17 protein-coding genes are annotated in these 20688 nt (G+C 40.8%); 1 reads left to right on the top strand and 16 read right to left on the bottom strand.

Going from position 1 to position 20688, the window contains the following annotated elements; genetic code table 11:
* Window positions 1–193: 193 nt before the first annotated feature.
* The 14 genes from ACQKL6_RS03030 to ACQKL6_RS03095 all read right to left on the bottom strand — a co-directional run bounded on the left by ACQKL6_RS03030 (window position 194) and on the right by ACQKL6_RS03095 (window position 16577).
* Window positions 194–1552 (bottom strand): FAD-dependent oxidoreductase, encoded by a 1359-nt coding sequence (locus ACQKL6_RS03030; protein WP_402988346.1) that lies wholly within the window; start codon window positions 1550–1552, stop codon window positions 194–196.
* 33 nt (window positions 1553–1585) lie between these two features.
* Window positions 1586–2305: an SDR family NAD(P)-dependent oxidoreductase gene (locus ACQKL6_RS03035; protein WP_402868810.1), complete on the bottom strand. Its 720-nt coding sequence runs from the start codon at window positions 2303–2305 to the stop codon at window positions 1586–1588.
* Window positions 2306–2325: 20 nt separating this feature from the next.
* Window positions 2326–3057 carry an ABC transporter ATP-binding protein gene (locus ACQKL6_RS03040; protein WP_402868813.1) on the bottom strand — a complete coding sequence of 244 codons (732 nt, stop codon included), beginning with the start codon at window positions 3055–3057 and terminating at the stop codon, window positions 2326–2328.
* Window positions 3047–4909, bottom strand: a complete 1863-nt coding sequence (locus ACQKL6_RS03045; protein ID WP_402988342.1) for a branched-chain amino acid ABC transporter ATP-binding protein/permease — start codon at window positions 4907–4909, stop codon at window positions 3047–3049. The genes ACQKL6_RS03040 and ACQKL6_RS03045 overlap by 11 nt, the downstream gene beginning before the upstream one ends.
* Window positions 4906–5775 (bottom strand): branched-chain amino acid ABC transporter permease, encoded by an 870-nt coding sequence (locus ACQKL6_RS03050; RefSeq protein ID WP_402868818.1) that lies wholly within the window; start codon window positions 5773–5775, stop codon window positions 4906–4908. Before ACQKL6_RS03050 ends, ACQKL6_RS03045 begins: the two co-directional genes overlap by 4 nt.
* 29 nt (window positions 5776–5804) lie before the next feature.
* The gene (locus tag ACQKL6_RS03055) at window positions 5805–6977 is read right to left on the bottom strand and encodes an ABC transporter substrate-binding protein (protein WP_402988812.1); all 1173 of its coding nucleotides are present in this window, start codon (window positions 6975–6977) and stop codon (window positions 5805–5807) included.
* Between the two features lie 172 nt (window positions 6978–7149).
* Window positions 7150–8349 carry an ABC transporter substrate-binding protein gene (locus tag ACQKL6_RS03060; RefSeq protein WP_427591185.1) on the bottom strand — a complete coding sequence of 400 codons (1200 nt, stop codon included), beginning with the start codon at window positions 8347–8349 and terminating at the stop codon, window positions 7150–7152.
* Window positions 8350–8524: 175 nt separating this feature from the next.
* Window positions 8525–9124, bottom strand: a complete 600-nt coding sequence (locus tag ACQKL6_RS03065; protein ID WP_402868821.1) for a TetR/AcrR family transcriptional regulator — start codon at window positions 9122–9124, stop codon at window positions 8525–8527.
* A 243-nt stretch (window positions 9125–9367) separates the two neighbouring features.
* On the bottom strand, window positions 9368–10168 hold the full coding sequence (locus tag ACQKL6_RS03070) for an SDR family oxidoreductase (RefSeq protein WP_402868823.1): 801 nt from the start codon (window positions 10166–10168) through the stop codon (window positions 9368–9370).
* An 85-nt stretch (window positions 10169–10253) separates the two neighbouring features.
* On the bottom strand, window positions 10254–11015 hold the full coding sequence (locus ACQKL6_RS03075) for an SDR family NAD(P)-dependent oxidoreductase (RefSeq protein ID WP_402956949.1): 762 nt from the start codon (window positions 11013–11015) through the stop codon (window positions 10254–10256).
* 104 nt (window positions 11016–11119) lie between these two features.
* A complete protein-coding gene (locus ACQKL6_RS03080; protein ID WP_402868826.1) occupies window positions 11120–12193 on the bottom strand; it encodes a phosphotransferase family protein in 1074 nt (357 codons plus the stop codon).
* A 90-nt stretch (window positions 12194–12283) separates the two neighbouring features.
* On the bottom strand, window positions 12284–13522 hold the full coding sequence (locus tag ACQKL6_RS03085) for an acyl-CoA dehydrogenase family protein (protein WP_427650555.1): 1239 nt from the start codon (window positions 13520–13522) through the stop codon (window positions 12284–12286).
* A gap of 90 nt (window positions 13523–13612) precedes the next feature.
* A complete protein-coding gene (locus ACQKL6_RS03090) occupies window positions 13613–15547 on the bottom strand; it encodes an FAD-dependent oxidoreductase (protein WP_427650557.1) in 1935 nt (644 codons plus the stop codon).
* Between the two features lie 262 nt (window positions 15548–15809).
* Entirely contained in the window at window positions 15810–16577 is a 768-nt protein-coding gene (locus ACQKL6_RS03095) for an SDR family NAD(P)-dependent oxidoreductase (protein WP_402868832.1), read from the bottom strand.
* Between the two features lie 152 nt (window positions 16578–16729).
* On the opposite strand from ACQKL6_RS03095, the gene ACQKL6_RS03100 reads away from it, so the two are divergent.
* Window positions 16730–17473 carry an SDR family NAD(P)-dependent oxidoreductase gene (locus tag ACQKL6_RS03100; RefSeq protein ID WP_402868834.1) on the top strand — a complete coding sequence of 248 codons (744 nt, stop codon included), beginning with the start codon at window positions 16730–16732 and terminating at the stop codon, window positions 17471–17473.
* Window positions 17474–18155: 682 nt separating this feature from the next.
* Here the strand turns inward: ACQKL6_RS03100 and ACQKL6_RS03105 are convergent.
* Entirely contained in the window at window positions 18156–19706 is a 1551-nt protein-coding gene (locus tag ACQKL6_RS03105) for a flotillin family protein (RefSeq protein WP_402988316.1), read from the bottom strand.
* Between the two features lie 23 nt (window positions 19707–19729).
* A complete protein-coding gene (locus ACQKL6_RS03110; protein WP_402956939.1) occupies window positions 19730–20248 on the bottom strand; it encodes a hypothetical protein in 519 nt (172 codons plus the stop codon).
* Window positions 20249–20688: the final 440 nt, after the last annotated feature.

The raw sequence follows: 20688 nt of genomic DNA on the forward strand, positions 1-20688 counted from the left end.
GATGGCATCCGCCATTTCGTTCAACATCTCCCAGTTGATGCAATTCTTTTTCTCTGGACGATTCAACCAAAGTGTCGCCACGTTATTTTCCTTTTGATATTCAATAAACTTATACATATTGCACTCTCCTCTATATAAATTTTTTTACTAACTATACAACTATAGAAGTCTATTAAAAGCTTATGAATTTCTTTTACACATTACTTACTTTTGGTACAATCCATCCTGCTGTCTTTACAGCTTGCAAGGCAAATCCGAGGGCCATTGCCAACCCACCGCCATACCCACGTTTATAAACATTTCCAGTATCCGCTCCAGCAACGAGAAGTCCTGGAATCGGCTTCCCTTCTGAATTCAGTGCTCTAGCCTGATCGTCAATTCGAAGACCAGCATGAGTAAATGTAATGGCTGGTTCCACAACAAGTGTATAATAGGGTGCCTTGTCCAACGGCCGAAGATCATAAGCACGTGAAGGGTTGATTTTTTCAGGGGATGAAACAACTTTTTCATTGTATTCTTTGATGCTTTGCACAACTGTCTTCCCATCAAATCCCCATTGAGCAGCAATGTCACTTAATTCTGTAATCTCCTTTACCTTTATCCCAAGTGCCCCATGTTGAAGAGCCACCTGCAACCTATCCTCCGCTTCAACGCCATGGACAAATGACTTTAAGACATGTTCCTGTTGGATATGTTCGTCCCAGACAAGCAATCCACGTGCATTTGGCTGAAACACCAACTCATTTGAACTGCGGAAATCCCCTTGACTCTCGTCGGTAAACCGGACTCCTTCCTCATTAAATAGGAGCGAATAGTCACTATGATATTGGGAGAGTCGGGTAAATAGTGATGGGTTATTAAGACAGGCTGGTGAACTTATCAAATGTCCATAAAAACCTGGGTTCTCACCAGCCCATGTTGATCCTGCCTGAAGTCCTAAGCGGATTCCATCACCAGTACTGTTAGGATTAGACCTCAGGGCAATACCTGCCGCGTTTGGGTGGATTTTTTCTGCCCTGAGAGCAGGATTTGCCTGAAAACCACCTGTAGCTATTAGAGTCCATTCTGCTTTTACCTCAATTAATTCGTTATCATCGAGAATCCGTGCTCCCTCTACCCTCCCTTCAGGACTTAAAATTAGCTCTTCAACAAATGCACCTAAGATAATTTGACCACCCGCCTTCCGAATCATTTTTGTACAATCCTGAAGATGCCCAGTTACATTCAACGCATAACCGAGTCCATGAAGAACAGGTGTCGGTCCCGACTGAAACATTCCGCGGCTGCGCATCCATTCTGTTCCTTCTGGAAAATTTTCCAACACAACACGAGCCAAATGTGGGTCTCCATCATCCCATCCTCTAAGTACCCGTTCATCAGGAACTGTCCAAAGGAATCCTGCATGTTGTCCAGAACCACCAATCTCTGACGCTTTTTCTACCACTAATACTTTTGCGCCTGCATCTGCCGCACGGCCGGCTGCAGAAAGTCCTGCCATGCCTGCTCCGATGACAATCAGATCATATTCAAGAAACATTTGTTCATCTGTCAAATTCACTAACCCCTTTCCTCTGTTTCTAGCGCATTACCAGCGGAACCCAGCAGTTAATCCCCCATCTAACGGAATGATGGTTCCTGTTGCGATTTCCCAACGCATTAAATCCACGACTGCCTGGGCAATGTCATTAGGCTTGCCACTTTTCCCAATTGGAACGTAGTCCCTTACATAATCTTGAGCATTCTCAACAGTCATGGAAGTGTTAACAAAACCTGGACAAATCGCAATCACTCTGATCCCTGCTGGCGCAAGATCCATTGCTGCCGCTTTTGTTAAAGCAATAAGCCCCCCTTTTGAAGCACAATAACTTGCTCGATTATTTAAGCCCATTAAACCCGCAATAGAAGCAATATTAATAATTAAACCCCCGCGACCAGCAGCTTTCCATGCATTTCCGACTTCCCTAGTGAGATAAAATGGAGCCGTTAGGTTCACCCTCATCGTGGTTTCCCATTCCTCATCGGTAGCATCTAAAACGGTAGTTGGCCAGCGGACACCAGCATTATTCACTAGTAGTTCGATTTGAGATGAATCTAACTCACTTACCATTTGTTTAATAAATTGAGGATCTCCGATATCCCCTACTTTTTTAATTAAAGCATTCCTTGTGACCTTCTCATCAAGAAGATCCAAGCCTACTTTATCCACATCTGCGGCAACTACAGTGTACCCCTCTTCTATTAGCCGGATAGCTATCCCGTTCCCCATTCCCCGGGCAGCACCGGTAACAATAGCAATTTTTGTCACACTCCCACCCCCATTTGATGTTACTTTGTTCCAAAGTATCCCTCTTGTAAGACCTCACTTGCAGCTGTCATAGTGACAGAACCATGATATCGAATACTTCCACCTTCAAGTACAACCATGTTTTTTGCATTCCGCAGTGCATAGGTAGCCATCTGCTCAATGACGATTACCGTCAATGCCCGTTTATTTAGCTCAGAGATAATTTCATATATTCTCTCAATCATTTTAGGTGCCAATCCCAAAGATGGCTCATCCAAAATAATGGTATCGGGTCGGGCCATTATTGCCCGGGCAACCGCAACCATCTGTTGCTCGCCACCACTTAAAAGTCCAGTAGGTTTATTTAGATGGCGTTTCAGTTCTGGCAGAAACTCTAGTATATCCTCATAGCTTCTCATCATCTCGACTTTGGATTGACCGGAGCCATAGGCTCCAATAAGCAAGTTTTCTTTCACTGTCATCGAATTAAATAATCGGCGTCCTTCAGGAACCAGAACAACTCCAAGTCCGATGAATCCATCACCTGATTGTTTACCCTTATGTTGTTTCACAGTGACCGAACCAGACGTTGGGCGAAGCATTCCACCTAAGATGAGAGCAAGTGTAGATTTACCTGCACCATTTGGCCCTAGGATAGCTGTAAAACTACCCCTTTCAATTTCTAGGGAAATATCTTGAAGAGCAAGTACTCCGTCATACCGGTGTGTTACATTTTCAAGGCACAATTCCTTTGCTACTATATTAGTGATCATCGGTTAAGTCCTCCTTACCATCTTGTAGTACAGAACCAAGATAAGCTTCCAGCACTTTTGGATTGTTTTTAATTTCATCAGGGGTTCCTGTTGCAAGTACACTTCCAAAGTCCAGTACCACCATCTGATCGGCAATACTCAGTACCTCCTGTACCACATGGTCAATAATTAAAATCGAGACTCCAGCTTGTTTCATAACTTGTAGGATTAACCGTACCTCCTTGCGTTCATCTGCATCTAGTCCTGAAAATGGTTCATCCATCACAATGATTTGTGCACCAGTAGCCAAAGCTCGAACAATATCGGTAACCTTTTGGACACCAAAAGGTACCTCCGCTGGATAGGAATTTGCATATGGCCGTAATCGAAGCTGATCAATTAACTTTTCAGCAATCTTAAGTGGTTCTTTATTATTTCCTTTGCCATTTAGTACTTTATGGCTTTGTTGGGCTGCTAGAATAATATTTTCTTCGATAGTGAGTTCTGTAAATAGTTCAGCATGTTGAAAGGTACGGCCAAATCCATGCTGTACTCGCTGGTAAGGCGCTAACTGTGCTAAATTGATTTTTCCAAAGCGCAGGCCTTCAAAACTTGAAGGTTTAACATACCCACTCAAAACATTTAACAGAGTAGTTTTCCCTGCACCATTTGGGCCAATCAGACCTACTACACTCCCAGCTGGAACATCGAGACTAACATGATTTAGAGCACGAACACCTCCAAAAGATACGCTAAGATCTGAAACCGTCAAATTGGATGTTGCTGGGTTTAAGAATCCTTCCACTAATGAATGAAGATGTTCACTTTCGTGAAATTCTATTAGAGCATTTTCCGAAGTAGCAGCAACAAGTTCTTCTTTTTTCACAATCATCTTACTTCTCTTTTTTAGGCGTTTTAAAATACCTGGTACAATTCCTTCCGGCAAAAATAACAATACAAGAATGGTTGCAAAGCCAAATACATACCCAGAAATCCCCTGTACCTCTCGAGCTACTTCAGGTACTAGTACCAGGAACATTGCACCTAACATAGCACCGCCAATACTTCCCACCCCTCCAACTACTGTACAGAGCATAAGGTTTGTAGCAATCGCTATTGTAAAGGCTTCGGGACTGATATACATTGTGGAGTAAGCAAGAGACACTCCAGCTACAGAAGTAATGGCACCACTTAACCCAAAAGCTAACGCGTTTTCAAGAGAAGGTTTTAATCCAATCGACATGGATGCCATTCGCTGACTTTTTACAGCTAACCAACGGCGTCCAAGTGTTCCTTTAGTAATAATGGTAACTAGCAGGAAAACCAAGGTGAACAATACGGTCGTTAACACTACGTAATTATTAGCACTAATCGGATCCTCAGAAAATAACAAGCGAGCAGGACCAACCGTGATACCCTGATCCCCACCGGTTACTGAGTGCCATCGTCCGATTACCTCATTTGATACCAACCCAAGTGCCAAAGTTAAAATGGCCATGTAAAGGATGGAAAATCGTCCCGCGCTGAGACCAATTATCAACCCTATTATTAGCGTAATCACAAAACTAATCAGAATAATTAATTCAACCGAGAAACCACGTACACTCAAATTTGCTGCTAGGTAAGCACCGATCGCTAAAAATGCCGTATGTCCAATGGACCAAATCCCAGAGTAACTCGCCAACATACTGATTGAAATAGTCCCAATAGCATATATGAGTGTAAGGTTGATCACGTAGCTAACATAAGAACCCACTAGACCCGCCGGCCCAAGAATAACTATTAAAGCTATCCCCACAATAACAATCAAACTAAGCTGAGTGTTTTTTTGTTTTCTATTTTGCCCTAGAGCGGAGATGTTATGGCTGTTCATACCCTAGCTCCCCCCTTAGCCCCCAGTATACCGCTCGGTCGAATAAATAGAATGGCGACGATTACGGCAAATACCATCGTGTCCCGAAAACTTGCTGAAACATAACTTCCAGCTAAATTATCCATAATCCCAATCATCATACCGCCAGCTGCTGCACCCATCATATTGTTCAGGCCACCCAAGAAAACTCCTGCAAAGGCCCGGAAAAGAACCATTGCCATCAAGGTAACACTAACGGAAGTCTCAGCGGCCATAATGAAAGCTGTTAACCCAGCTAAGCCACATCCTAAAAACCATGCAAGACTTGCTACTCGACTACTTTTTATGCCTACCATTTTGGCAGCAAAGTGATCTTCAGCAGAAGCCCTCATTGCTAATCCTATACGCGTCCAGTTAAATAAGGTTGCAACGAGCAACATAGCAACTATTGCTAGACCAGTAGCCAATAGTTTTTGATAAGTAATTGCCACTCCTAAAAACGTAAAGCTACCATCTATAATTGGAGGGATTGCCCGGGGGGTAAACCCCCAAACAGTCCCAATTAACGCCTGAAGTACTAACCCAAACCCCATTGTTATGACCAATGCTGAAAACATGCTGCCGGGCCCAAGCGGGCGGATGATAAATCGTTCTACCCCGATTCCAATCATGCCAGCTACGATGAATGTAACAGGCAGTGCCAATATTACAGGAACTCCCAACGCCATCACGGATAAAGCAACGTAAACTCCAATAGTTGCTATATCTCCAATTGCAAAGTTTACAACATCTGTTGCCCTAAAAATGATAACGATTGAAAGGCCAAGTAGTGCATAAAGAGATCCACTTACCAGTCCTGAAAAAATTACGGAGAGTAAATCATGCATCGTATTTCTTCACCCCTTTTCTAGTTTATCTACCAATCTGTCGCCGGATCTATAAAGCCCCCTACCGTTTTCCATTCTCCATTTTCAACCTTAACAGGTTGAATTTCTTTAACACCCAAATGATTGTCAGATGTAAAGGATACTGGAGGAAGAATATTTGTCTCATAATTTTCAATAGATTCCAAAGCACTAATTAACTTTTCACGTGTCGGTGCTCCATCAATCTTTTTCAGAGCCTCAACAAAGATTTTTGACTCAGCCCACGTAAATAGAGATTGGAAATCTGGTGTTGTATCAGGATCATGCTTTTTCAGAACCTCTCTATACTCCTTAACAGCAGGTGAATTAGTTGTAGGCGGCACAGTCCAAGACATAGCATGAAGTCCCTCTACGGCTCCTCCTCCTAACTCCAATGTATCTAGTGAAGCATTAGGTGAATATGTGTATAATGGAACTTCGAAATTTTTGTTATCCAACGCCTTTGCCAACGCAATTAATTCCTCAATCGGTTGAATCATAACAATAGCATCAGGTTTCCGGTTAATAACTTCGAGGGCAATTGGAGCATAGTCTGCCGTACCATATTTTACCGGCAATAGATCTACCGATAAACTCGATTCGACGGTTTTTACACCTGGTTCCACATTATTAGCCACTATTTCGTATACCGCCGGATCGTTATGAATAACAAGAATATTCTTAGCTCCTTCCTTAGCAGCCCATCTTCCAAGAGCACGAGCTTGATCTTCGTATGGAATCATCACCCCATAAAGATTTTCACGGGATGGATCATACCAGTTTTCTAGTCCTCCATAGACATTTAACAAAGGTACCTTTTTTTCATCTAATACGAATGAGAAAGTTGCTTCTGTTTGTGCAGTTCCAAAAGGAGCTACAATAGCGAAGACCTCGTCTCGTTCAATTAGTTTCCGGGCAGCAGCAACCGTTTGCTGTGGGTCCCGGCCACTATCTTCTGTGATGTATTCAATCTTCCTTCCGTTTACTCCTCCATCTTCATTGATCATTTCAAAATAAGCCTCAATCCCTTGGCGCTGGGTACTACCATAAACAGCTGCAGGTCCTGTCATCGGCAACCATGCCCCAATTTTGATGGATTCTTCTGTTATACCTAGTGTCTTCTCCGCATTTCCACCGCTACACCCAGCTATAAATAATAGCAGCATCGCAATCCCTAATAGCACCTTTTTCAATCGCCATACCCCCAATATTTTTAATAATGTAAATATTCAGAAATTATCTCCCAAAAGATATCTGTTATTTTCGGATAAAAGGTTGGAGGCTGGCTGTTCAGAATCTTTCGGTTGATCGCTAAAGGTCAAAATCACTTTGTTGCCATTTTCAAAGGACTATCCTTTACCATTCCTTATCAGGATCAATGAAATCCCCTACAGTATTCCATTCTCCATTTTCCACCATGACTGGCTGTAATTCTTTTACACCCATATGGTCACCTTCTGAGAAGGTTACTGGAGGAATAATACCGTTTTCAAAATTCTCCATCGATTTTAGTGACTGAACAAAAGATTCACGTGTAAGAGGCCCATCTACCTGGTTTATTGCCTCTACAAAGACTTTAGCGACTCCCCACATATATAGGGATTGAAAATCAGGATGTGCAGACGGTTCGTACTTTTTCAAAGCTTCCCTATATTCTTCCACCTCTGGAGTGTCGATGGTTGGCGGCACCGTATAAGACATCGCCCTTAGTCCTTCAATTGCTTTGCCACCAAGTTCTAACGTATCATTTGATACATTAGGTGCGTAGGTGTAAATAGGAAGATCCAGATTCTGTCGATTCAATGCCTTTGAAAAAGCAATGAGTTCCTCTACCGCTAAAATAGCGACAACAGCATCGGGCTTTTTGTTTGCTATCTCGAGTCCAATCGGAGCGTAGTCAGAAGTCCCAAACTTTACCGGGAGCAGATTAACAGATGCTTCCTTGGAAATTGTATTGACTCCTGGCTCAACAGCTTTAGCTACATTAATAAACGCTGCGGGGTCACTGTGAACGACAACGATATTCTTCGCCCCTTCCTTAGCTGCCCAGTGGCCTAAAGCTTGTGCCTGGTTTTCATATACCACCTGAACCCCAAAAAGATTTGGTTTAACAGGATTCCACCAATCGTTCGCTCCACCCTGTCCCGGCAGGAAAGGTACTTTCGCCTGATCTAGCAAATAGGGAAATGTTGCCGCGCTCTGTGCCGTGCCGTTGGAGCCCACGACTGCAAAAACTTTATCCCGCTCCACAAGTTTACGAGCGGCAGCCACAGTTTTCTGTGGGTCGAAAGCATTATCTTCCACTATCCACTCAATCTTCTTTCCATTTACACCACCATTATCATTGATCATCTCGAAGTAAGCGTTCATCCCAGTTTGCTGAAGTATTCCATGTGCAGCAACACCACCTGTAAGAGGGAGCCAAGCACCAATTTTGATAGAAGTATCCGTGACCCCTGTTGCTTTTTCTCCTTGAGATGTAGTTACATCCGTTCCATTACTACAAGCAGCTAACAAAGAAGTGATTATAATTAAACCTAAGGCTAGTCTTTTCAAATCCCATTCAACTCCTTTTGAAGAGCGTCCATTCTAATTAACATTGAGATACTCAGAATTATAAGCATGGCCCCTTATAGGAAGCGCTTACATTAACTATTTAGCTCATAAATCCGCTATACAAATAATATAAGAGGATTTATGATAGTCTATTAAAAAAGTACCTTATCTTTATTTACTTAGAAATTCCAAATTTCACAAATTCCATAAGCTCATCTAATAATTTGTCGTCAACTTCTTTTCCATCCCACAAAACCCATTTCATACCAATATAATTCATAATGCCCATAAAAGAATAGACAATTATTTCTGGGTTTAGTTTTCGAATATCCCCTATTTCCATTGATTCCTCAATCCGCTTGATATAAGGTTCAGCGAAAACCTCCATTATTTTCCGATGAAGCTCTTTATCGACAAATTCAGCTTGTGGAAATAAGCTATACCAGTAGGGTCTTTCTTTTAAAAAATCTAACATTGCCTTAAAACCTTCTCTTTCCATCTCAATCCTATTGTCTATCCCTGCTGTTTTTTTTCGTAGGACTTTTGTTAACTCACTTTGCATTTCCCAAAGTAGTGATTCAAATATTTGGTACTTAGATTCAAAATAAGTATAAAAATTACCTAATGAAACTCCTGCCCTTTGGGTAATCTCTGTTACACTGCTCTCGTGATATCCATTCTTCCCAAAAACATATTCTGCCGATCGTAAAAGCTTATTTCTAGTTTGAATTCCTCTGTTAGTTTTTGGAATAAGGTTCTGATTCTCTTGGGGCATTGCAATTCCTCCTTAGTACATATAAAGTGAATCATGTTTCAATTATCATTATAACCGATTGTTTTGGTCAAGCTAATACTGTTAGAGGAATTTATCAGTATTATATTTCCTTGTATGTTTTATTTTAGTGAAAACTGATTCAGTATTTAAATTAACTTTATAATAATTTAACATTTTTGTCAATATTTTGAAAATTTAAATTATATACATCCGATAATTCTCAGATTCCCCCATCCACACCGATTAATTTTTACGGGAATATTGACTTGCACCTTGGCCACCATCAATTGGAATCGTAACACCATTAATGAACGCTGCTTCTCCAGAAAGGAGGAATGCAACAAGGAGTGCCACTTCTTTCGGCCTCCCTAACCGTTTAGCTGGAATTCCATCTGCATGTTGAGCAGCTGCAACTTCCCAATTTTCCGGATTAATATTTTTAAAATTATTGATCAACATATTCGTTGCAATTGGACCTGGTGCTATTCCATTGACACTAATGCCGAATTCAGCATATTCGATTGCAGCTGCTTTTGTTAGACCTACCACTCCATGTTTTGATGCTACGTACCCTGGCTTATGGTAAAGTCCCCGAAGGCCTGCAACCGACGCAGTATTCACCACAAATCCTTCTTTCTGCTTTTTCATCACAGCAAGAACATGCTTTAGACCATAGAACACGCCAGATAAGTTAATATCAATTAGCTTGGAAAACAGATCGCTATCATACTCCTCGAATGGCGCACTTGTGTCGACAATCCCTGCATTATTAAAGAAACCATCAATTCTCTCAAAACGACGAATAGTATGATCAACGTATTTCTTCACTAACTCTTCATCGGAAACATCTGCTGTTAAAAGGAGTACCGGGGATTGCTGCGTCTTTTCGGTAATGAGGCTTCTTGTTTCCTCAAGTGCCTCGATGTTTTTGTCAACAAGGGAAAGCATAGCCCCTTCAGATGCTAAATGAATGGCTGTTGCACGGCCTAAGCCAGACCCTGCACCCGTAATTAACACTACCTTTTTTTCAAAACGTTTATACATCTTAGCCTTCCTTTCTAATTTCTTAAACAGAAGAATATTCTGTTGGTCAAAAGACCTTCTTATTCATAAAAGAGTGAACTAGTCACTACTCAGAGGTTACCCCTCCATCAATACTTATCGTTTGACCTGTCATGAAGTTGGAAGCATTGGATGCTAGGAATACTGACATCATGGCAATATCTGAGGGCTGACCTAGCCTTCTAAGTGGAATCAAATTCAGCATCTTCTTTAAGAGTCTTTCATCTGCTATTTCTCCTGTATTGATATCCGTACTGATGAGCCCTGGTGCAATTCCGTTTACTAATATTCCATGACGAGCCCATTCTGAAGCAAGCGACTTTGTCAACTGAATGACCGCCGCCTTGCTGGCCCCATACGGAGCAATCCGTTTAAAAGTTTTGATTCCCCCAATGGAAGATATATTAATGATTTTCCCGCTCCCTTGTTCTATCATGATTTTTGCTGCTTCCTGACAGGCAAAGAACAAGCCCTTAATATTAATATTAAACATCGCATCCCAATCTTCGCTTGTAACTTCAATGGAAGGTTTGGTAATACTGATACCTGCGTTATTTACTAATATATCTAGCCTTCCAAATGTATCCGCTACCATTTGGAACATATTTTGAATTTCGTCTAAATTCGCTATATCGCAGCCAATGGCCAGTGCTTGCCCTCCCTCCCGGATCACATCTTCTGCCACTTCGTTACAATGTTGAATGTTTCGGCTCGCAATGACAACGATTGCCCCTTGGTTTGAAAACGCTTTCACTATTTGCTTTCCAATCCCCCTACTCCCTCCTGTAATAAGGGCCACTTTTTCATTCAAATCAAAGAGAGAGTCCAATCTCTTTACCTCCTTAAAAAATAGCAGTTTTCCCTTTTTGATAAAACTCTTATGGGATTGCCACCACTGAGATGGATGTGACTATCTATCCAGCAATGTACTTATTAAAATTTCTTTGTCTCGATAATTTCATTGGCATATTGCATCAAACTATATATAGACTGATCCAATGTTGCAAACCGTTTGTCCTTTGTCTGGCCAAGAGACCATCTATAATAAATTTGCTGCATCACAACCGCAATTTTAAAATAAGTAAACGCCATATAGAAATGCAGTGGAGGGATATCTTGCCCGGTCTTTAAAGAGTATCGGTGTATATATTCATCGCGAGTGATAAATCCAGGTGAGGTCGTCAAGGATGGTAAACTCTGTTTAACAGATTCCCAATCATTCGTTTGGGTCCAATAACCCAAGGCGGCAGCTAAGTCGAATAAAGGATCAGCAATCGCAGCCAATTCCCAATCAAAAACTCCAACTACTTCCCCGACATTTTGTTTGGAGAACATCATATTATTTAGTTTATAATCATTGTGAATAACTGTTGCTCCTAGTGAATGAGGAATGTTCTCAGTGAACCATTTTCCTATTTTATCAAAATAGGGTATATCATGCGTTTTACTTCGCTCAAACCGAGTTAACCAATTGTTAACTTGTCTCTCAACAAAGCCTTCAGGGCGTCCAAAGTTTTCTAATCCTATAGCCTTGTAATCGATTTGGTGAAGCTGTGCCAGCGTATCAACCGCCGCATAGGAAATTTGTTTGGATTTTTCGTCTGTAGCTGTAAAATCTGTCGGGAATTTCGCATCGAATACATAGCCCTCTTTCCGTTCCATAATATAAAATGGGACTCCTATTATCGACTCTTCTTCACATAAAAGGTAGGTTTTTGGTACATAAGGGAAAGCTGGATATAATTTCTCTAATAAAGAGAACTCCCGTTTCATGTCGTGTGCTTTAGGAGGAAGAGGTCCTAAAGGGGGACGCCGCATAACAACTTCTGCCTCCCCACATCGAATTAAATAAGTTAAATTGGAATACCCGGCTGAAAATTGAGTCACTTCAAGCGGTTCATTTGGCCACCAATTTAAATGTTTAAGCATATAGGAGTGAAAAGCTTCCCGATTAAAATCTTCCCCTTCACGAACGACTGATATCACATCGCTTTCATGGGATTTCATCTTATTACCGCCTTTCCGCCAATTCACTAGTTTATTTCCATTACTTGAAAACGTTTATGATAGGTGCACCTTACGACTTTATTAATCATTCTAATGATTTAAAGTATACTTAGTCTCTTTTTGATTAAACTGTTTTAATTCTTGTTTTGCCACAGCTTCCCTGTGTACCTCATTGGGTCCATCCGCCAGTCGAACAATACGTGCATATGCCCAGTTTCTAGCAAGAGGAAAGTCTTGGCTAACTCCGCCTCCTCCGTGAACCTGAATGGCTCGGTCGATTATTTTCGTTGTCACTTCTGGTGCAATGATCTTTATCATCGCTATTTCTTTCTTCGCTTCTTTATTCCCTAATTTATCCATCATATATGCTGTTTTTAGAGTTAGTAGACGTGCTTGGTCAAGTTCAATCCTTGAATCCGCTATCCATTGCCGGATAACCCCTTTATCGGAGATAGCGCTTCCAAAAGCGACCCGAGTTTGTGCTCTCTCAATCATTGATTCCAATGCTCTTTCTGCCAAACCAATTAGGCGCATACAATGGTGAATTCGACCAGGCCCAAGTCTTCCCTGAGCAATCGCAAAACCTTTTCCTTCTCCCAATATCATATTTGAAGCAGGTACCCTTACATTTTCAAATAATACTTCTCCATGCCCATGAGGTGCATCGTCGTATCCATACACGTTGAGGCTTCGAAGAACTTTTACTCCTGGAGTATCAATCGGGACCAAAATCATGGATTGTTGCTCATAGGTTGGGGCATTGGGGCTGGATTTCCCCATAAAAACAAGAATTTTACAGCGTGGATCCGGGGCGCCCGATGTCCACCATTTGCGCCCATTAATAACGTAATGGTCTCCATCTCTTTCAATACTTGATTCAACGTTTCTCGCATCAGAAGAGGCCACTGCAGGTTCTGTCATCGCAAAGGCAGATCTGATTTTCCCCTCCAATAAAGGAATCAGCCAATCCTTTTTCTGTTGCTCCGTACCGTATCGTACCAACACTTCCATATTCCCTGTGTCAGGTGCACTACAATTAAAAGCTTCCGGACCAATGAAGGGAGAGCGGCCCATTATTTCACATAAAGGAGCAAACTCCGAATTAGTTAGTCCTGCTCCGTACTCACTTTCTGGAAGAAATAGATTCCATAGGCCCTTTTCCTTTGCTTTAATTTTCATTTCCTCAATGATTGGAGGGATTTCCCACCTCGATGTGCCTTCATTTAACTGTTGCTCATATACGGTCTCATTTGGATAAACATATTGTTCCATAAACTCCGTTACCTGATGTTGCAGATCCTTTACTTTATCCGAGAACTCGAAATTCATCCTAATACATCTCCCTTATTATTAAGATATTTACCTCCTAAACTGCCTTTCTTTCCTGTTAAATTGATACATTTATTAACTTTTTATCAATTAAATCTTACGGGCAATTCGATGACCCTCTAATATTGCATGACTTATCCGCCGAGGTGAGATGGCATCGCCAACTAAGTGAGCCGGAATAGCTACATCCCTAAGTTGCTTGGCAAGAGTGTTTTCTTGACGTCTTCCCGCATCTATGACAAGTAAGTTTGATTCTATGAGTGTTTCTTCCCCACTTAAAACATTACGAACTTTAATATTATTTCCATTAGCTTCTGCGATTTGGTGTAAAATCATAAATTGTACCCCAGCTGTACTCAGTCGATTAAGAAGCAGTTGAATGCTTTCATGCGGAATGCTTGCTCCAATTGTTCGTGACGGTGTCACATATATCACCTTATAACCCTTCGCAGCAAGACATCCTGCCGTACTTAATGATGGCCAAAATCCTGTCCCATCATCTACGACAACCGCAGTTTCACCTACGCCTTTTGACAAATCGTCAGACTTTAGCACATCATAAACCGTCAATACCTTACCTTTAATAGAATCATGAACCTTAGGTTGTTCTGGCACCGCTCCAGTTGCGAGGATAACCGTATCAAAACTGTTTAAGTCATTAACATCTACGGCTTGATTTAAATTTACAGTAACCTCAAGTCTTCGAACCTCTGATTCTAAGTAATGAATGACGTCGATCAGCTCCCGGCGGTTTGGTTCCCTTCCTGCTATTCTCACCTGTCCGCCTAAGGTCGCTTCTTTTTCAAATAGTTCGACTGAATGCCCTCGTAAAGCTGCTACCCTTGCTGCTTCTAAACCTGCTGGCCCTCCTCCGACAACGGCAACCTTTTTTATGTTATTGCTCTTAGGTATTATTCTATCTAACTCATTTTCGCGGCCTGTAGTCGGATTAACAGCACAATATAAAAACGGATCAAATGATCGGCAATCCTGGTTACAGCCGATACAAGGAATAATTTCATAACTGCGACCTGTTTCTGCTTTGAGTGGCCACTCTGGATCGGCAATGAGGGCTCGGGTAATCCCGACTAAATCTGCTGCTCCTTCTGCCAAAATCTTCTCTGCCATATTTGGGTCTTTAATACGTTGACTAACAAGAATGGGTATATTAGTAGCTGAGCGAATTTCCCTTGCTGCGTCTACCGTGACTCCTTGAGGAATGGTCAAATCCTTTACATATCCTCCTCTAATCCCCTTCGTAATGTTCAAATAATCGACAGGACTAATTCCAGACAGCACTTTGACAATTTGAAGTGTGTCAGCTAACTGCATGCCGCCGCTTACCTCTTCCTCCGCACTCAACCGAACACCTATAACAAAATCACTTCCCGTTTCCTTGCGAATGGCTTCCAGTAATTGAAGTAAGAACCGCATTCTTCCTTTTAGGGAGCCGCCATATTCGTCATTACGTTTATTGGTTCCAGATGAAAGAAATTGAGCGACCAAATAGCCATGCGCAGCATGAATTTCAACCCCGTCATACCCAGCCTTTTTTAAATTTAATGCCGATAGTACAAAGGCATCGATGATCTCGTTAATTTCTATATGTGTTAGCTCAATCGGCCGGTAAAGAGCACGAGGTGATTGAATGGCAGATGGTGCTCTTAAAGGATAATCGGATTCTCCTCCAATCATCTCTCTACCTAAGTGAACCAATTGACCAATCACCTTAGCTCCGTTGGCATGAATCGCCTCAGCCCTGCGTCGAAACATCGGAACAGCTTCTTCCAAATATGCCTCATTTAGCATTCGTCTCCGAAGTCGAGAACTTGGATGAACAATGGTTCCTCCCGTAATTAGGAGTCCTGCACCGCCTCGTGCTCGTTCCTCCCAATACTTGATGTCCTCTTCCATCGGAACACCGTCTGTAATCATTGCTGTACCATGAGCAGTCCCAACAATTCTATTCCTCAAGGTAATACGTCCAAGAGTAAAAGGAGAAAATAAATGTTGGTGCTTCGTCATCGTTTAACATCCTCTCAAAAAATTAGGAATTCAAAAAACGAGTGCCTTAAAAATAATAATTTACCAATACATGAATCACCTTTCAACATCAATTGTAATAGACCGACTTTTGATTAGTCAATATATTTAGAATATTTTTACAAATAAATATTATATCTTGAGGCTTCCTGTTGAAGTATTCCTTGACTCGGCTACATTTCTTAAACATGAAACATTATAACGTTCTAAATACTTTTACCCTTCTAATTTCAAACGACTGTTTTTACTGGTCTAACATCCCGCCATCAACGGTATATAATGATCCTGTTACGAAAGATGATTCCTCCGATAAAAGAAAATTCATTACAGCTGCTACTTCTTCTGGTTCCCCATACCTTCCTAAAGGTGTGGCCATCTCATTAAACGTTTTTTGTTTCCTTACATTACCGGAACTCTCCTCAATCCTCCTCATCATCTGTGTATTTATCGTACCAGGACATACAGCGTTTACTCGAATTCCATATGGTGCTGATTCTTTAGCCACGGAGCGCGTTAACCCTATAACTGCATGCTTAGACATATTATACGCTGAACTTCCAGGTACCCCCATTAGACCTGCAAGTGAAGAAGTATTGAGGATTGCACCTGATTCCTGTTTTTTCATTACGGGAATGACATATTGTAGTCCAAGAAATACCCCTCTTACATTTACTTTATATACTAAATCTAAATCCTCTACTGCTAGGTTTTCAATTACCCCTCTTGGTCCTTCAATCCCAGCATTATTTGCAAAGTAGTCTATCCTTCCAAATTTCTCAACTGTTTTTTGAACAAACATTTTAACATCTTGTTCTCTAGATACATCTGCTTTTACAACTAGAACGTTTGCTTTCTCTAATCCAGTCTCAAACACAATTTCTTGAAGCATTTCTTCTGCCAAGTCCACAAGCACTAAATTTAATTCTCGTTTTGCCAGCCGTTTGATTAAAGCCTTTCCAATTCCTCCAGCAGCACCTGTAACAATGGCTGTAGTTGAATAATTATGAACCATATCAACTTCCCCCTCTTTAAAAGATTCTTTCTACTGACTAACTTAGAATATTAAAAACTATAAATCAAGTAAAATTAGAATCTTTTTAATTTTCTGTTATTTTTTTTGGCGTTATGATACTTTTGATATAACAAATATTAGGAGATGGTAGTATGGGGAAACTGGACAAAAAAGTAGCTATCGTAACGGGGGGAGCTTCAGGAATTGGACTTGCAACTGTAAAAGCATTGATAGAACAAGGGGTCACAGTAGTAATCTCTGATTTAAATGAGCCCCCGGGAGTATTTGCCGAACAAGAGTTGAAAAAGAATGGAGCAGAAGTTCTATTTATAAAGGTTAATGTTGCTGAAGAAAAATCCGTTGAAAATCTAGTAACAGAAACGGTAAATAGATATGGAAAAGTCGATATCTTAATAAATAATGCTGGGATTGGCGGGTTAAATCCAACGCATACACTCACTTTTGAGCAATATAATAAAATTATATCAGTGAACCAACACGGTGTATTTTTTGCGGCAAAACATGTCATTCGTGAAATGCTAAAAACTGGGGGTGGTTGCATAGTAAATACTGCTTCTATCTTAAGTACTGTCGGCCTTCCTGAAACGTTTGCTTACACAGCTAGTAAAGGAGCAGTATTAAATTTAACCAAGACTCTTGCACTCGAATACGCTGATAAAAATATTAGGGTCAATGCCATAAGTCCCGGTTTCCTCGAGTCCGGAACCGTAAATAGGGAAGCTAATAATCTTTCCTATAAGGAGCTTATCGCTAAACACCCGATTGGAAGACTTGGAAAACCGGAGGAAATTGCTCATGCCATTATTTTCTTATGTGAAAATGATTTTGTAACAGGAACTTCGCTAATCGTTGATGGAGGCTATACTGCGAGATAATGATTTTAACAATTACTTGGGTAATTGTATAAAGGGGCTCTTCTAGAGCTCCCAAAAATCACTCAAGCAAGTGCATTAATCTCATTTCCCCTTACTATTTCAAAAACACAAGGAATAGTATACTAATATTTTTTCACTATAATAGCTCATGCTCCCATACAAACCACTCCCAATATATATATTCATACTTTCATCCCTTAAACCTTCCACAAAAAATTAGTGTTATTTTAAAAATTCTGCTGGTACTTCCTGTTTCTCCGTTTCACAATTTTCACAAATAAATCTTGATTCGTACCTATCACAAAGGACCTATTAAGGGGGTTACCATTTTATTTTCAAAAAAAGTAATTCAAGGAGAAAATCATCCATGCTTTCCTTCGTATGAATGGTGATCTGATTATAAATTGGTTATGTCATTCAAACTTCTCCATGTATTTTTTGGAATAGATAAAGCACCTCCTTTAATCATCGTACCCAGGAGGTGCTACTATTTAACATTTAAATGGAACCCTTATTTTACTACATATTAAATGGCTAACTCTAATACTGTGTATACCAGGAATTTACAATCAAATAGTAGGATGAACCAATAAATTTTAGTTTAAATTCAAATTTTTCTTTACATTGAAATTTCACAATTATCCCCACCGAGTGTTTCCTATCCTTTTCTGCTTACCCTATTTTATAAAATAGTCTTCTCCAATTCTTCTTTCCCTGCACCGATCGTCGCATTCATGTCTACATTTTCTTGATTCACCGTGGGCGGGTATATATTTCGCTTACCTGAAAAGTTATCAAGCAAGTCTTTCACATCAATGCCTGAAGATTCCTTTAAGGACTCTTGTAGTGTGGACATGAGGTTCGTCGCGTAAGAGGTCACTTTGTTAGCACCCCCATTTACACCATTCCCACCCGTATCCACTACCGTTATTTTATCAATGTTACCCAGTGGAGAAGCTATTTGTTTTGCATACTCCGGGAGCATTTTCAGGATCATATCCATCACGGCCGCTTGACCAAACTGTTCAAATGCTTCAGCAATCTTCTGTTTTGCTTCGGCCTCTGCCACCCCTTTTAAACGGATGATATCGGCATCTGTTGTCCCCTGGGCCCTTTGTGCATCGGCTTTGGCAAGTCCATCCAACCGGATACGTTCCGCTTCCGCTTTTGCCATTGCTTCAATTTTATACTTATCTGCATCAGCTTCAGTTATTTGTTTCATCTTATTTGCCGAAGCCGCTTGCTCCACCGAATAACGGTCAGCATCCGCTTTTTTCTTCACTTCGGAATCATATTGCTTTTCTCGGCGAAGAATTTCTTTTTCTTCAAGCTCAATTTGCTTTTGCCGTTCAATAATCCTGATTTGCATTTCGTGTTCCATTACATCTTGCTTTGAACGGGCTGTTTCAAGATCATATGCTTGGTCTGCACGTGCTTTAGCAATGTCCTGCTCCCGGCGAAACTCTGCAACCTTTAACTTATTGATTTTTTCGGCTTCCGCTATTTCCGTTGCCCTCTCAAGTTCAGCACGTTGGGCCTCTTTTGAAGCTTCCGCCCGTTTAATCCTGGTTTCTTTTTCAGCATCAGCCGTTGCAATATCCGCATCCCTTTTTACTTGGGCAATTCTTGGCTTCCCTAGTGAATCAAGATAACCGTTTTTATCACGCACATCTTTTATTGTAAAAGACACAATGATTAGCCCCATTTTTGCTAAATCTTGAGAAGCGACCCGCTGAACTTCCTGTGAAAATTTTTCACGATTTTTATAGATTTCTTCAACGGTCATGGAGCCAAGGATAGATCTTAAATGTCCTTCTAGCACTTCACGGGCTTCCTGTTCACGATCGTCCTTGGTCTTTCCTAGAAATTGTTCAGCAGCCGTGGCTATGTCCGTTATGGAACTACCGATTTTAATGATGGATACACCATCTGCCATAACTGGTACACCTTGTTCCGTATATACTTCAGGCGTAGAAACCTCCAGTTTACTCGATAGCAGGCTTAACGGTTCTGCTTGCTGGAAAACCGGAAGGACAAAGGCTCCTCCACCCCGGACAATTTTTATTTTATTTCCTGATTCATCGGCATGTACGTTTTTATTCCCCAAATAACTTCCAGTAATAATTAATGCTTCATCAGGACCAGCCGTACGGTACTTCGTAACAAAGACAGCAATAAGTGCAATAAGTAAAAAAGCAACAATAGCAATAACGATCCATATTAAACTTGTCATAAACATTCCCTCCTCAACCCTCTTTAATTATAATGGGGCATGACATAGACAACCCCATTTTTCACCTCAATGATCAAGACTTTAGTTTCTGAAGCGATTTGTTCATTTTTGAAACTTGCCGCAGTCTTAGAAATACTGCCGCTATTACTCTGTATTAACACTTCGCCAAACCCGTCTACCGGAACTGTCGTTAAGACCAGTCCCACCCTTCCCCTCAAATCATGATCATGAAAGGTTAAGCTTGACTCCGCCCTTGAAACGGGAATCAAAACAAACACATTCAATAATGTGACGATTGTTAATGCCAGTAAAAAAGAAAGGCTTACAATCACACCGGCATGGAGATCTGTAACTGATTCAAACAGAAAGCCACTTGCAAAAAAAATCGTCAAAAAACTAAAAATCAAAGTAGGATTAAAAATATCCGGAAGTTCTAATCCAGAAAATACATCATTAAACAAAATGATTAAAAATGTCAGTCCTCCAGATAAAATTAATCCATATAGATAGACGGTTTCTAGTGGTACTCCATACAACTCCATATTTTCATCCCTTACATAAGGTTTTCTTCCCCCAAAAAAATGAGTATCATTTAATTTAGCCGCTACCTCCTCTTTCTTTTCATTTGATACCATTTAGAGTTAGGGGATAAAAACCATATTATACTTTAATCACCATTAATACGAATGAAAGCAGGAAAGGTTTCACAAATATAATAAATCCGCCTTAATTCGGACCTACTACAATTGCCCAATTTCGATAGGAATATAAAGTGTTCGCCATTTCTTTCGATATTCATTTAGAGGATTAACTATAGAAATAATGTTCGGGGAAATTGTTGTATTTTGTCGTGGCGTAAATAAAGCACCTCCTATGATTAATCGTCCTCAGGAGGTGCTACGTGTTTAATATTCTCTTGTGAACTTTATTATTTTTACCTCTATATGCTCAATTGCCCTAAGTCCCGACTGCTGGACCGGAT

The sequence above is a fragment of the Peribacillus sp. NPDC097197 genome, from assembly GCF_050278025.1.
GTDB lineage: Bacteria > Bacillota > Bacilli > Bacillales > DSM-1321 > Peribacillus.

Excerpts from the sequence above, each read along its gene's own strand:
- ACQKL6_RS03040 (WP_402868813.1), bottom strand. The coding sequence starts at position 3,057 with ATGATCACTAATATAGTAGCAAAGGAATTGTGCCTTGAAAATGTAACA.
- ACQKL6_RS03070 (WP_402868823.1), bottom strand. The coding sequence starts at position 10,168 with ATGTATAAACGTTTTGAAAAAAAGGTAGTGTTAATTACGGGTGCAGGG.
- ACQKL6_RS03090 (WP_427650557.1), bottom strand. The coding sequence starts at position 15,547 with ATGACGAAGCACCAACATTTATTTTCTCCTTTTACTCTTGGACGTATT.
- ACQKL6_RS03045 (WP_402988342.1), bottom strand. The coding sequence starts at position 4,909 with ATGAACAGCCATAACATCTCCGCTCTAGGGCAAAATAGAAAACAAAAA.
- ACQKL6_RS03050 (WP_402868818.1), bottom strand. The coding sequence starts at position 5,775 with ATGCATGATTTACTCTCCGTAATTTTTTCAGGACTGGTAAGTGGATCT.
- ACQKL6_RS03095 (WP_402868832.1), bottom strand. The coding sequence starts at position 16,577 with ATGGTTCATAATTATTCAACTACAGCCATTGTTACAGGTGCTGCTGGA.
- ACQKL6_RS03085 (WP_427650555.1), bottom strand. The coding sequence starts at position 13,522 with ATGAATTTCGAGTTCTCGGATAAAGTAAAGGATCTGCAACATCAGGTA.
- ACQKL6_RS03110 (WP_402956939.1), bottom strand. The coding sequence starts at position 20,248 with ATGGAGTTGTATGGAGTACCACTAGAAACCGTCTATCTATATGGATTA.
- ACQKL6_RS03105 (WP_402988316.1), bottom strand. The coding sequence starts at position 19,706 with ATGACAAGTTTAATATGGATCGTTATTGCTATTGTTGCTTTTTTACTT.
- ACQKL6_RS03100 (WP_402868834.1), top strand. The coding sequence starts at position 16,730 with ATGGGGAAACTGGACAAAAAAGTAGCTATCGTAACGGGGGGAGCTTCA.
- ACQKL6_RS03065 (WP_402868821.1), bottom strand. The coding sequence starts at position 9,124 with ATGCCCCAAGAGAATCAGAACCTTATTCCAAAAACTAACAGAGGAATT.
- ACQKL6_RS03080 (WP_402868826.1), bottom strand. The coding sequence starts at position 12,193 with ATGAAATCCCATGAAAGCGATGTGATATCAGTCGTTCGTGAAGGGGAA.